Annotated in this window: 11 protein-coding genes; 6 read left to right on the top strand and 5 right to left on the bottom strand. The window is 41.5% G+C overall.

Translation table 11 applies throughout. The annotated features are described in order from the left end of the window. Window positions 1-20 precede the first annotated feature (20 nt). Window positions 21-2,327 carry an ABC transporter permease gene (locus TY16_RS16405; protein ID WP_043932914.1) on the top strand — a complete coding sequence of 769 codons (2,307 nt, stop codon included), beginning with the start codon at window positions 21-23 and terminating at the stop codon, window positions 2,325-2,327. A gap of 17 nt (window positions 2,328-2,344) precedes the next feature. Continuing rightward, window positions 2,345-3,103, top strand: a complete 759-nt coding sequence (locus tag TY16_RS16400; protein ID WP_043932913.1) for an ABC transporter ATP-binding protein — start codon at window positions 2,345-2,347, stop codon at window positions 3,101-3,103. A 104-nt stretch (window positions 3,104-3,207) separates the two neighbouring features. On the opposite strand, the gene TY16_RS16395 is transcribed toward TY16_RS16400, so the two are convergent. Next, window positions 3,208-4,617: a PQQ-dependent sugar dehydrogenase gene (locus TY16_RS16395; RefSeq protein WP_155922349.1), complete on the bottom strand. Its 1,410-nt coding sequence runs from the start codon at window positions 4,615-4,617 to the stop codon at window positions 3,208-3,210. A 183-nt stretch (window positions 4,618-4,800) separates the two neighbouring features. On the opposite strand from TY16_RS16395, the gene TY16_RS16390 reads away from it, so the two are divergent. Beyond that, on the top strand, window positions 4,801-5,433 hold the full coding sequence (locus TY16_RS16390; protein ID WP_052342763.1) for a hypothetical protein: 633 nt from the start codon (window positions 4,801-4,803) through the stop codon (window positions 5,431-5,433). Window positions 5,434-5,452: 19 nt separating this feature from the next. Here the strand turns inward: TY16_RS16390 and TY16_RS16385 are convergent, their stop codons facing one another. From TY16_RS16385 to TY16_RS16375, 3 genes are all read right to left on the bottom strand, one after another. Beyond that, window positions 5,453-6,073, bottom strand: coding sequence for a DUF2238 domain-containing protein (locus TY16_RS16385; protein WP_155922348.1), 621 nt, complete (start codon window positions 6,071-6,073; stop codon window positions 5,453-5,455). A gap of 268 nt (window positions 6,074-6,341) precedes the next feature. Beyond that, the gene (locus TY16_RS16380) at window positions 6,342-6,824 is read right to left on the bottom strand and encodes an aminodeoxychorismate lyase (RefSeq protein ID WP_197028410.1); all 483 of its coding nucleotides are present in this window, start codon (window positions 6,822-6,824) and stop codon (window positions 6,342-6,344) included. Next, window positions 6,814-7,194 carry a hypothetical protein gene (locus TY16_RS16375; RefSeq protein ID WP_043932910.1) on the bottom strand — a complete coding sequence of 127 codons (381 nt, stop codon included), beginning with the start codon at window positions 7,192-7,194 and terminating at the stop codon, window positions 6,814-6,816. The genes TY16_RS16380 and TY16_RS16375 overlap by 11 nt, the downstream gene beginning before the upstream one ends. 435 nt (window positions 7,195-7,629) lie before the next feature. Here TY16_RS16375 and TY16_RS16370 point away from each other — a divergent pair, with 435 nt between their 5' ends. From TY16_RS16370 to TY16_RS16360, 3 genes are read left to right on the top strand one after another with little or no spacing between them, the layout of a single operon-like run. Next, window positions 7,630-8,595, top strand: coding sequence for a TAXI family TRAP transporter solute-binding subunit (locus TY16_RS16370; RefSeq protein ID WP_043932909.1), 966 nt, complete (start codon window positions 7,630-7,632; stop codon window positions 8,593-8,595). Window positions 8,596-8,628: 33 nt separating this feature from the next. Beyond that, a complete protein-coding gene (locus TY16_RS16365) occupies window positions 8,629-9,147 on the top strand; it encodes a DUF1850 domain-containing protein (protein WP_043932908.1) in 519 nt (172 codons plus the stop codon). Then, a complete protein-coding gene (locus TY16_RS16360) occupies window positions 9,140-11,119 on the top strand; it encodes a TRAP transporter permease (protein WP_043932907.1) in 1,980 nt (659 codons plus the stop codon). The genes TY16_RS16365 and TY16_RS16360 overlap by 8 nt, the downstream gene beginning before the upstream one ends. A 1,656-nt stretch (window positions 11,120-12,775) precedes the next feature. On the opposite strand, the gene TY16_RS25295 is transcribed toward TY16_RS16360, so the two are convergent. Next, a complete protein-coding gene (locus TY16_RS25295; protein WP_052342762.1) occupies window positions 12,776-13,684 on the bottom strand; it encodes a DUF3994 domain-containing protein in 909 nt (302 codons plus the stop codon). Window positions 13,685-14,059 lie beyond the last annotated feature (375 nt).

The raw sequence follows: 14,059 nt of genomic DNA, 5'->3' as shown, positions 1-14,059 counted from the left end.
GTTTAAAAAAGAGGTGTCTTATGTTTTTCAGGATAATCCGCAATGATATTTTAAAGAGCAAGGCAATAACCTTCACAACAGTTGTGTTTGTTGCTGCGGCTTCTATGCTTGTATCACTCGCAGCAATACTTGTTGTCAATCTTACTGGTGCGCTTGATACGCTAATGACAAAATCTCAAACTCCACATTTTATGCAAATGCATTCAGGAGATATTGATACTGCTAGACTTAAAGAGTTTGCAGAGCAAAATGACAATGTTGAAGAACATCAGGTAGTTGAGTTTCTTGGCATTGACGGCGCGCAGATTCTATTGGGCGAAAATTCACTTGCGAATAGTGTGCAGGATAACGGTTTGAGCTTACAGAATGAAAAATTCGATTATCTTCTTGACCTTAACGGCAACATCATCAGAAATGTAAGTGATGGCGAGCTTTATGTGCCAGTAGCTTATATGAAGGACAACACAGTTAAGGTCGGTGAAAAGGCTATAATCAGCGGGAAGGAATTTACCGTTGCGGGATTTCTCCGTGATTCGACCATGAATTCCTCGCTCTCTGCGTCAAAGCGATTTCTTGTGAGCAACAATGATTTTGCTGAATTAAAAGACCAAGGAAGTATTGAATATCTGATTGAGTTTAGATTAAAGGATTTTTCGGAAATAGGTGAATTTGAAACGGCCTATGCTTCCGCTGGGCTTGAAGCGAATGGGCCTACCGTTACCTATACGCTTTTTAAAACGATGAACGCCATTTCAGACGGGATGATGATCGCGGTTATCCTTCTCGTTAGCGCACTTGTCGTTACTGTTGCTTTTATGTGCATCCGCTTTACACTCCTTGCGAAAATAGAGGACGACTACCGTGAAATTGGTGTAATGAAGGCAATAGGGATGCGTATCTCCGACATAAAGCAAATCTATCTAGTGAAATACTTAAGTGTTGCAGCGATAGGCAGTATTCTTGGATTTATTCTCTCGGTTATGTTCCAAGGTGTACTTCTAGATAATATACGGCTTTTTATGGGTGAAAGCGAAAATGCTTCATATGCTATCGCTTTTGGGATGATCGGTATCCTTCTCGTTTTCCTCGCAATTATTGCCTATGTAAATGGTGTGCTGAAACGCTTCCGGAAAATATCCGCTGCAGAAGCTATCCGCTTCGGTACTTCCCAGGAGAAGAAGACGAGCGCCAAGCGGTTTTCCTTACTGACAAACAGGCTGTTAAGCACGAATGTTTTTCTAGGAATTAAGGATGTTCTCGCAAGAAAAAGGCTTTATGCCACTAGCTTATCGGTTCTGGTGATTTCGGCATTCATCATTATTGTTCCTCAGAACCTGTACAACACCATCTCTTCAAAAAGCTTTATTCAGTATATGGGGATTGGAAACTATGATTTGCGCATTCAGACTACTACATCTGAAAAAACCGCTGAAATCGAAAGGGCGATAGAAAGTGACAGTGCTGTTTCCAAGTATGCTGTTCTGACAACAAAGACTTTCAAAACAAGAACAAGTAACGGGTCAGAAGAAAATATTAAAGTTGAACTTGGTGACCATTCGGCCTTTCCAATTGAGTATTCAAAGGGCAGAGCACCAGTTCGTGATGATGAAATAGCGCTTTCGGTTATAAATGCTGATGAGCTGGGCAAAAAGGTAGACGATGTGATTACGCTAGTGATTGAGGGCAAGGAGAAAGATCTCACGGTTACCGGGTTATACTCCGACGTTACGAATGGCGGCAAAACCGCAAAGGCTGTATTCACTGACAAGTCGGCTAGCGTCATATGGACCATTGTGTGTGTTGAACTAATGGATAGATCTCTAGTTGAAAAGAAGGTCACTGAGTACTCAGATCGATTTGATTTTGCAAAGACTTCAGACATCGATGAATTTGTTTCTCAGACCCTCGGCTCGACAATTAGTTCCGTTGAAATAGCTTCATACGCTGCAGTTGCTGTTGCGCTTATTATTACGATACTAGTTACACTGTTGTTCATGAAAATGCTTGTGGCAAAGGACAGATATTCCATTGCCGTAATGAAGGCGCTTGGTTTTACAAACTCTGATATTAGGGCGCAGTATGTTACTCGTTCAGTGTTCGTCCTGATTATTGGAATCATTCTAGGTACGCTACTCGCCAACACTCTTGGAGAAGTCCTTGCGGGCGCGCTTATCTCTTCGTTTGGAGCATCGACGTTTAATTTCACGGTAAATCCTCTTACGTCGTATCTGCTAAGTCCGTTGATGATGATAGTGACAGTGGTAATTGCAACTATGATTGGCACATCGAACGCGGGACAAATAAAAATTTCCGAAAATATAAAATAGTAGGTGGGAGTAGAGAGATGGAGAAGATTATTATCGGTGATCAAATAGTAAAAGCGTTTGGTGAGGGTGATGAACGGCGCAACGTTCTCGAGGGTGTATCTGTAGAAATAAATGAAGGAGAGTTCGTTTCAGTGATGGGTCCTTCTGGATCGGGAAAATCGACGCTTATGTTTGCTCTAAGTGGAATTGACCGTATAGATGGTGGAAAGGTTGTTTTTGACGGCAAAGATTTATCTGCAGTCGGGGAGGATGGGCTTGCAGATATGCGCAGAACAAAAATGGGATTTATTTTTCAGCAGCCAACTATGCTAAAAAACCTGAATATCATCGACAATATTATACTTCCATCAATGCGGGAAAACAGAAAAAACACAGCGAAAATTTCAGAGAAGGCAAGAGTACTTCTAAAAAGGGTAGGCATTGCAGAGCTTGAAACTCGAGATATTACCCAGGTTTCGGGAGGGCAGCTTCAGCGTGCAGGGATATGCAGAGCATTGATGAGCAATCCCAAAATCATCTTCGGTGACGAGCCAACAGGTGCCCTCAACTCAAAATCCGCTCATGAAATAATGGACATTTTTTCCGAAATCAATGCGGATGGTACTGCGATTATGCTTGTAACTCACGATGCGAAAGTTGCAGCGCGGACCGAACGTATTCTGTTTATGCAGGACGGAAAAATTGTAAAAGAATTGAAGCTTCCTAAATTTAACGGCACGGATATTGATTCCAGAGTCGAAGCGGTGACAGCGAAAATGTTGGAAATAGGAATTTGATCTATTGTCAGCCATTCGCAAGGTGATGCAGGAGGATTAATCCAATAGGAGATTAATCCTCGTTGTATGAAAGGCAATTTTTGATAAGCATATATTTTTTTGTATCACGCAATTATTTCAAAAACAGTACCATGGCTATAATCAGTTACTCTCGATGAGCCATAAATCCCTAAATAGAGTGTGGTTTGATTGAGATTCGTTCCCAAGCTAACATAATAAGCTGATTGAGACCCGAAATTATAATCGGTTTCTATAACACTATAATCATTTAATTTACTGTCAGTTCGTATCCTCGTATAAGCTAAAACCCCTCTAGCAGCTGCTTGAGATTCATGCTTTCTGACAAAATCGGTAAATATAACACTTCCGGTTAATTCCGGGATGGCATTCCCCATATAGCCTTGGACTCCTGTAAGAGCGGTTCCTGCAAATTTACCAGGCCGGGAATCTTTATGAAAATAAGTCGTTAATGGCGGAAGACGCTTCGTTGAGGTATTCACTGCATCATTATAAAAAGCGACTGTTTTTTCATCAGTTGTCGGATTTGCAGGGCAGCTCCTTATAATTTGCGTAGGGAAAGCACCTTCCCATCCTCGCCAGCCTAAGTTAACAACTCCTTCTTGAATTAGAGTGGTATTCGCTATAAAAGCTTGAACCAACTTGGTAACCGGTATTGGTTTATACTGGACGAAAGAAAAAATCGCCTCCGCGAAATCCTGTCCAACATTTCCTACATATTTAATAGTTTGATTGTAATACCTTTGAAAAGATATGCCTGGTATATTGCGAACCCCTTTGGCAATGACCGAGAGTATCTCTTGAATCCCGGCGGGAAGTTCATTAAACCGTGTGACAACTGGAGGATTAGGGATAAATGTATTTTTACTAACATCAATTTCAATTATTTTTCCTGCAATTTCGATATCATCCTGGGCTAAATTAAAGGGATCATAGCCAGAACCGCCATCTCCATTTGTAAAAACAAGCCTTCCTGTTTCAGGTGAAAAGTTTAAGCTGTTTACCCCATTATGATTAAAAAATGGTCTTCTTAAGGATAATAATGTCCGCCGCTTTTGAGGCTGGCCACTCGGTTGTAATGCCCATTCTTCAACTGTATCAATATGATCAAAGTTTGTATCTCGATTTTCCCACTTAAGGTTTAAAGTACTTGGATCACACGGGTTAGGCGTATAAGATTCTAGAGCACCAGGGCCTTGTGTTCCGGCTACTGAATAATGAAGATAAAAAAGACCGTTGGTATTAAAGTAGGGGTGGAAGGCTAACCCAAGCAATCCCCGTTCATCATAGCCACCAGAAAAACCAAGTTTAATAATTCGCGTGCGAATATCCAAAAAAGGTCTTAAGCTTCCGTTTGCTATGTAAAAAATTTCTCCAACCTGGGTCGCAATAAATAATCGTTCGACTGACTCACCCGGAAGTACTGTTGTTTTTATTACTGTGGGCAAATTGATCCCACTTACAATCGGATGTAAACGAACCTTCACGTTTCCCAACCCCTTCATATTTGTCTTCTTTTTATAACAATATGAATAGAGCTATAGTATTCATGCCAAATCAGGATTAAAGACATGAGTTTCGAATCAGCGTTAAAGCAATAGCCTCGGTCATAAACCGATTGTAAAGACGAATAAACATAAAGTGTTATAAACCAGAATGTAAAAGTTGGAGATGAGAGTGTGAAGAAGGGGAGAAGTAAAGCCATACGGTATTGGCGCAATTCTTTGTATGAAAATAAATTAGGTTTATGGGAATTATCACCTGCCATGAAACTAATCCTTACTGCAGTGCTAAGCTCGATTGCAGCGATATTCCAATCTGCAGGGGGATATATGCCAGGCATCGGCTTTTTTGTGAGCGCAATGGCAACTTTACCTTTATTTTTAACAACGGTTGTTTCTGTCCGCCAGGGTTTCCTTTCCTATTTGGTAACAATCCTGCTACTATTGGTTATCCAGCCTAGTGAACTGCTTATTTTTACGTTCACAACGGGGATACTGGGATGGGCAATCGGCTTTTGCTTCCGTAAGTTAAAAATAAGATTTTTAGTTGTTTCCTTGGCAGGTGCTACCTTATTTATGGGAATATTTGCACTTCTATTTATCTTTCACTTTCCCGTGTTAGGACCAGGTGTTGGAACATCTTTTCACTTTCTTCCATTATTTCTCGTAGCGGTATGCTGCTTTTTATATACATGGATGGCAGCAGAAGCCTGTTCGTTTGTTCTGAAACGGTTGCTTTGTGCTCTGCCGGAAAAAGTAATTAAGTCGGTATCTACAGATGGTTCAGTATCGAGAAAACATATTGAGTAATGAAGTATAAATATAATTATTAATTTTCCTCGTTATGGTTGCTTGGTAGTTGCCTGTTATGAAATTTTGACAAAAAAAGTAGTGCGAAAACTGATCCAATTAGGGTTAACGACATATCCCATTGTGCATCCCACATACTTCCTTGTGTACCTAAAAAATTTTTTGATTCTTTTCCACCATGTGTTAGTAGGAAAAATAACCATTCAATGATTTCATAAAGGGCACCGATTGCCAGAGAAATACTCATAATGATAAAAATCAACCATGGGCCTCGAATTAATGGTGTTCGTCTTAATAAAACTTCCCTTATAACTATTACACCCAATCCCTTTAACAAATGACCAAAGCGATCATAGTGATTTCGGTGTAAATCAAAAATGTCTTTTATCCAATTAAATAGAGGAACCCTTGAGTATGTGTAATGGCCGCCGATGAACATCAGGATTGCCAGGGCTGCAATGATAATATAAGACAGGGTTGTCAGTCGAAACCGTTTGTATGTAAGTACGACAATCAACACCCCGATTACAGCAGGACCTGCCTCTACAGCCATTAAGCCATATCCTCCAATTGGCTTAATCATCGACCAAATAAAAACTGAGCTAACAAACAAGAGTAGAAAAATGTGAATGATGTTCATTTTTTCTTTAGTCACTGTCACCCATCCCTTAAAAGTTTGATCAAGAAATCGTATAGGAGAAGGAGATGTAAGATTTACCCTCTTCTTATAGTGTTGTTTAATCGAAAAAGATTATTCGAACAAGATAAACAGCATGTGTTAACTTATTTGCTTCGAAGATACATTCGAGAGGGTTAATCCAGCAACTTGGATTTTGTTTATGAAGAAATTATCAGGGGAAAAAAAATACTGCAGCAATTGCTGCAGTATTATGTATGTTTCAATTTACCTATCGAAAAATAGTAGAAATAACCTGGTCATATGTCATGGAACTATCTACCATATATACTCCAGGACGCAGCTTTTTCATCAGCCCTTTTTTCTCAATGTCCTTTGAAAAAGCAAAAGCATCCTTGACTATACCGGCTTGTTCTAACGCTCTTCCTACATTGATACTTGTCATACCATCCGAAACATTAATAACTACTTTGGTTACAGGTTTGGCGTTTGACGGGGCTTCTGCCGGCTTTGTTTGTTTTGTGGCCGCAGCCTTGGCATCGTTTATAGTCTTGTCGTATTCCTCTTTGGTTTGCACGACATAGCCTTTCGTTTCGAGCTCACCTTTCATTTCGCCTTCGGACAATACGACTTTTTCAACTTTTTCAGTCTTTGATGAAGCCTTAGGTGTGTCAACAGTGAAGTAAACAACTGCGCAAATAGCTGTTGTTAAAAACATTGCGGCAGCAAAACTGCTCAATAAGTTAATTCTCATTGGCAACTTTTCTCCCTTCATCCTGCACTTTCTGATAAGGAGCGAGTATGTTTTGAATTGTACCAGGAGAAACCTTTTTCATTTCTGCAATACTATCAATTGAATAATTACGATAATATAAGTCAAGAACTTCACGCATCAGAAGTAATTCCTCTGAAGACTGCCGGATTCCAGCTGCCTTAATAAATACTTCCTGGTCAAGCTCAAGGTTTCTAATTGAATTTTGAAGAGCATGGATTTCTACCATAGTAGAAATATGAACCTGATCGATTCGGTTGATTTCATCTTTTGCTGCACGAGTTGATCGTAGAATAGAAACAATGAGTAGTAATGCGGATACCACAAATAATCCGGCTAATGTCCATTCCATTAATCATACCTCCTTCTTAAGTTGTATATAGATTCACAAGTTTTTATTATACAAGGAATCATTGTGTTTTTCGAATTATAACCCCATAAATACTCTTCGCTTTATATCAATAATTTATGGCAGTAGGGTACGAAAGTTATTTTATAAAAAAACAAAAAGCTGATTGGTATCATACAAACCAGTCAGGTTGCAATACGGTATATAGGTTAAACTTAAGTTTGAACATAAAAATTAGCACATAGCTGAAAAGAAAGGCCTACTAGAAAGTCTTTTGTTGCAGGAGACCGAAGAAATTCCCGGTCTCTTTTTATTGTCCCAATGCTGGCCAAAATTTATTTTTCTTAGCTTCTCCTAACATCTGGTTTGACACCCAGCTACTGCCGTGGTTAAACTGTTAATGATGGAATATTTAGAAAAGTCACAAGGGGGATAAAGATGAAAAAAGGATTATTTGCGTTAATGTCAGTATTTTTTCTAATTGTTGCCGGATGTTCTTCTTCAAGCTCTTCTGGAGGGGATTCCGATCCGAAAGCGATTACAATCGCAACAGGGGGAACAGGCGGGGTTTATTATCCGCTTGGTGGCGGAATAGCTGAGATCTTGGAAGGTGAAATGGACATTACGGCAACCGCACAGGTGACTGGAGCTTCTGTTGAAAACATGCAGTTGCTTTCCAAAGGAGATGTGCAAGTATCGTTCACACAAAACGATATTGCCGATTATGCGGTGAATGGCAAAGAGGTTTTTAAAGACAAGCTCAAAGGAATCAGCGCAATCTCGACCCTATATCCAGAAATCATTCAGCTCGTTGTTGCTGCGGACAGCGATATTCAAACAATTGAAGACCTGAAAGGGAAGAAAGTATCCGTCGGGGCACCAGGAAGCGGAAACGAAGCAAACAGCAAGCAGATTCTTGCAGCTGCTGGCCTCGACTATGACGATATTGATGAAGAACTGAAATCCTATGCGGATTCAGCCGACAGCTTTAAAGATGGCTTGATTGATGCAATGTTTGTTACATCCGGAGTTCCAAACTCTTCGGTGTCGGACATTGCCGTCTCAAAGAAAGTCCGTGTTGTAAGCCTTGGCGATGACATCATCTCCAAGCTGAAATCGGACTATCCATTCTTCATCGATGAAGTTGTACCGGCGGGATCATACGAAGGGCAGGACCAAGATGCAAAAACTGTTGCTGTACTCGCTGCTTTGACAGTCAGCAGCGATTTAAGCGAAGACTTTGTTTATGACCTTACAAAAGCAATTTATGAAAATCTTGATAAATTAGGTGCAAAGCATGCAAAAGGAAAGGAAGTCAAGGCAGAAGCAGCTCTTGAAGGACTGACCATTCCTCTGCACCCGGGTGCAAAGAAGTACTTTGATGAGAAGGGCATCAAGCAGTAAGGGGGCACATGCAAGGGAGCTATTCAGGCTCCCTTGCATCATTTTATGAAGAAGTACGCCGCAATCCTCGCCGGTTTAACGCTCTTATTTTGGTCGCTGCAAGCGAACCAAACCCCGGAGCTGGCCATCACATCAAATAAAACAAATGAAATTTTGTGGAGCAAGCCTGTCGAACAGGGAGATTTGTTTACGATCAGGTTTACCCACTCAGTGGAAAGAACCGAAGTGGATGAAGTTATCCGGATTGGCGATGGTAATCTGGTGATTGATTCTACAATCTATGAATCTTTCGGGGCTGGTTTGCCCTTTGATATTGAAGAAGGACAGATAATGAAGACTGAGGACGGAAAGGTCACCATTGAGAACATCAATCGCGAAATTCCGTTCATGGATTTGTTTATCGGACAGGTTATTGCGAACCATACTTTGATTATCGAGGGAGAAGAAATCCCCTTGAAAACTCTGAGTGAACCTGGTACATCAGTGCGCTTCTCTGTTACAGACGAAAGCCGAGTACAGTCATTTTTTAGGAGGTTGTTGCAATTTGAATAAAGGGCTACAGGATCAAACTACTCTCACTGAAAAAGACCTCCAGGACCTGCTGGCGGAATACGATCCGGAAGCAGGGACAAGAAGGTTAGAAGGGCTGGCGCATAAATTTGTCGTGCTGCTGGCTATTTCGTTTTCCATTTTCCATATTTACACTGCATATATTGGCGGGCTTGGCTCACAGCTCCAGCGGTCGATCCATCTTGCGTTTGTCCTGTGTTTAATATTTCTTTTATTTCCATATACGAAAAAGAAAATCGGCGAAGCGAAAATCCCGATTTATGATATACTCCTGGCGGCAATAGGAGCATTTGTCGGCCTGTATTGGCTTTTGTTCTTTGATGATATCGTTAGTCGGGTTGGAATGAATACCCCCCTTGATCTCACCATTGGAGCACTGGCAATAATCCTGGTTCTTGAAGGATGCCGAAGAGTCGTCGGCTTGCCGATTACGATCATTGTATCTGTATTCCTTGTTTATGCATTGTTTGGGCAATACTTCCCATCGTTTTTAAGGCATGGCGGAATTTCCTTTGAACGGATGTTTTCCCATATGTATTTCACGACTGAGGGAATCTTGGGAACACCGCTGGCAGTATCAGCGACGTTCATTTTCTTGTTCGTACTCTTTGGGGCGATTCTTGATAAAACAGGTGTCGGGGATTATTTTAATGATCTTGCACTTGTCGTTGCCGGAAGGGCGAGCGGGGGACCAGCAAAAGTAACGATTTTTTCCAGTGCGCTTCAAGGAACAATCAGCGGAAGTTCGGTTGCGAATGTCGTTACATCGGGTGCCTTTACAATCCCGCTGATGAAGAAACTTGGCTACCGTAAGGAGTTTGCTGGAGGCGTTGAAGCGGCTTCATCTACCGGAGGACAAATCATGCCCCCGGTAATGGGAGCGGCCGCGTTCCTAATGGCGGAATTTACGGGGATACCTTATTGGACAATCGTCAAGGCAGCTGCGATTCCCGCAATCCTTTACTTTGTCGGCATTTGGATTATGACTCACTATGAAGCAAAAAGGCTTGGCCTGAGAGGTTTGACAAAGGAAGAACTGCCTTCCGGCAAATATGTTCTTTCAAGATTATATTTGCTTGTGCCAATCGTCGCCATCATCTATTTCTTGAGTACTGGAATGAGCCCTATGCGTGCGGCGCTGTATGCCCTGTTCATCGCTGTTGTCACCGGGTTCATTCAGCCAGGTGAAAAAAGGCTGACGATTAAAGGCTTGTTCGAAGCTCTTGAAACGGGCGCCCGGGCCGCACTTGGCGTAGCGATTGCCTGTGCCGCTGCGGGTATGATTGTTGGAGTAATTGTCTTGACTGGAATCGGCTTGAAGTTTGCCAACGGACTGATTGACCTTGCTGGAGGAAACTTGTTCATCACATTGGTAATGACGATGGTGGCAAGTTTGATTCTGGGAATGGGCGTCCCGACGACGGCGAACTATGTCATTACGTCAATGATTGCCGCGCCTGTGCTGGTCGAGCTCGGATTCCCGCTATTGGCTGCGCACATGTTTGTATTTTATTTCGGCATATTGGCTGACATTACTCCGCCAGTTGCATTGGCTGCTTTTGCCGCCTCGGGAATTGGCAAGAGTGACCCGCTAAAGACTGGATTCGAATCGACCCGGCTGGCGATTGCAGCGTTTATTATCCCTTATATATTTGTGTTCCAGCCGCAAATGCTGCTCATCGACACCGAGTGGACGGGAGCAATTGGAATTATGATAAGTTCAACGATTGGGATGATAGGAGTCGGAGCGGGAATGATCGGCTATTGGGTCAAACCATTAAACATCCTCCTGCGGATGGTCCTTGTCGCGGCGGGTATCATGCTCGTTATACCGGAGTTAACGACATCGATTATCGGCTTCGTGCTGATGGTCGCTATATATGCGTATCAAAAGTTCTTCCAAAGCAACGCCGATAAAGACTTAAAACTTGGGAAGCAACAGCAGCAATTGTAAAAAATCGAAGGGGAAACCCTTTGATTTTTTACATTCCCGTTTCATACGAGACGAGTATCATTATTTGGTGGAACGTGTGTAAAATAAAACAATGCTGCCTTGAAATAGACAGCATTGTTTTTTTAAATCAGAAATACTATTAAGTTTTTAATGCTTTCATGGCAAGGAGCCAACCTTTATAAATACTAAACACTTGTTGTCTAATATCCGTAGTCATACCCATAAGGATAAGGTGGGTATGGTGGGTATGGTGGGTAATAATACGGATAAGGGTACACTACTCTAATAACTGGGTATGGGAAACGACGTCTACGGTATCGGCGATATCTTCTCCTGCGGCCGCCGTCATAGTCATCCCCGTAATTATTGTAATACCCTCCAAATTGTCTAGTTTGTTGTCCTGCATCAACATCCTCGGGAACTAACATGGTCACACCTTCCTGATCCATGTCATCGAGTATACCCTCAACTTGTGAACCGTCAGTCATCTGTCCCACAACATGATAGTTCATATAATTTCTGCATAACTGCATCATTTGGTCATTCTGGTATCCACTTTGGCCTTGATAAGGATTTATTTGCATGTAACATATCCCTCCTCTCTATAATTCCTAGGATATTCAACCAGTTTGTATAATGTTAATGTAAAAAGAAAATTAAAACTAAAAGAGTTTTTTTGAAGTGATTACTGTATCCGTTTCTATTTGTTATTTTTAAGTGTACGAGTAAAAATTGAGAATTGCATCTACTGGCAGCATAATAAAAAAACTCCCCCCATCTTAAAGAGGAAGTTAAACGACATGCTTAACTGATTTGTTAGGTTTCGGTTCGACTCCTTCAGAAACGGATACACCTCTATTCTTGTATACAATATAAGTTGTCAAGAACAGGCTTACATTAGCAGAAATTTATACATAGTCCGTAAAAAACTACATTTCCAGCCTTTTTCATAAACTGTATGAAAAAGACCGGGTCCAGGCGGTCTCGGAAGCAAAGGATGAGGAGATTGTTTGATAAAAGAGCCGTTCTTTCTGGTTAAGGATGGATAGTAGGCGCACGAAACTCCATCCCTTATTTTTGAAGTATCTTATCAAGTTTCTTTTCAATCCTTTTAAATCTTCTTTCAAAATGCAGATACGTAATGTAGCCAGTTATTGCTTTTGCCAGGAAAAATAAACCGGCTGCAATACTTATAAGAAGGTAGTTATTCCGTAAATGACCCAAAACCTCATTAATACTATCCACAGCAGCTCAACAACCTTTTAGTCAATAAATTGATAATGTTAATTATATCCTCAATGTCTGACTTTATGTAAAAAAGTTGGATGTTAATAATCAATGTGGAATTCAATCGTAATCATAAAAAGGTTGCCTAAAAAGTTAATCAGGCAACCTTTAAGTTTATCAGCAGCCAACATCGGATCGTTGTCACAAATTTATCCCCCCGATTTCAAAATATATATTCCTGTTTCACTCCTTTCCCGTATATCCACCTTATTAGCAAATTTATCTACCACATCTTGAACTATATCAACGTTATTTTCATTCTGACACAACCAGCCTTCGCCAAATAGCCAAAATGATCAATGCCATACAATCTAAATAACCACAAAAAAACCAGTTCCCCAAAAAGGAACCGGGCCAAATTACAGAACATTACTCTCCGTCCATTTTCACGTACCTATATTCATTCAGTGCTTCAACATCTCTCAGGAACAGCTGGCCATCGCTGAAATTCAAGACTTCCATCGTCATCGTCGGACGATTCATCTTCGTTTCCTTGCCATCCTTGAACAGTTTTTCATTGGTAAACACAATCACTTTTCGATTGTTGTCCCATTCCCATTTTCCGATAAACGCATTGTCCTTGGAAGGGTAAGCATCTTTTCCGTAACCTTCATATCGACCATCATCATAGAGAACAATCGAAGGCTTCGCACCTTTAAAGCCCCATTTGCCAACGAGCTCATGGCCATTCTCGGAAATATTCTTCCGGACAGCGTCACGGTCAATACCGGCAGACTTATCAAGATTCTTCAAGTCTTCAGAGGTAATCGTACCGTCACCAAGAGGGACTGATGTCTTTTCGGAAAGCTTGGCAAAAGCCTCATTCCATACTGCGCTGGCATCCGCAAAATGCGTATCCGCCTTTCGCCACGTTTCATTGTCCTGATTCGCCAGCCCTTTGCGGAGAAAACTCAATCCCTCATCATAACTTTTAGCAGCATCAAGATACATCGTATGGATGTCAGCATACTCAGCGGGCGCCTTAATGGCCTTATAACCATTTACAACCTCCTGAATCGCATCAATCTGGCCGGCAACTTTTTTGTTACGCTCCTCTGAATCTTTTTCGGTCCCAATATACTGCATCTCCCTAAAACCATCATTCAACTTCTGATGCAGCTCGCCGATTTTCTTTGGATACTCTTCTTTCGAAACCTCAACAGCCTCAATTTTCGGCTGCTTGTACGTATCTGCCTCCACTGCCTTGTCTGCCGCACCGCAAGCCGTCAAGCCCGCTATAGCAAACAGACCGAGTGCAAAAAGCATTACCTTCTTCATCCTTCCACCCCTTCAACATGTATGCACACTAATCATAGTAAAATTAGAGTTAATCCTTCAAACAATAGCAACGAAAACTAACAAAATTGGGAATTTGTACCTAACGGCTCTTTATGGAAAAAGCCGGCCTTCGCCGGCATCAACGCTCTGGGAACGCATCACATTCGCTACGCCCAACGGCTACCCTCAAAAAAATTATCAGAGTTCAGGAGTAGCGGATTAATCCAAGAGAGTCGGTCTCACAGATTAATCAGAGTTCAGGAGAGGCGGATTAATCCGAGAGAGCCAGTCTCACAGATTAAAAAGAGTTCAGGAGATGCGGATTAATCCAAGAGAGCCGGTCTCACAGATTAATCAGAGTTCAGGAGAGGCGGA

The organism is Bacillus sp. EB01 (assembly GCF_000613125.1).
Lineage (GTDB): Bacteria > Bacillota > Bacilli > Bacillales > Cytobacillaceae > Bacillus_D.
Note: the sequence above shows the minus strand (reverse complement) of the source record. Positions and strands in the feature narration are given on the sequence as shown.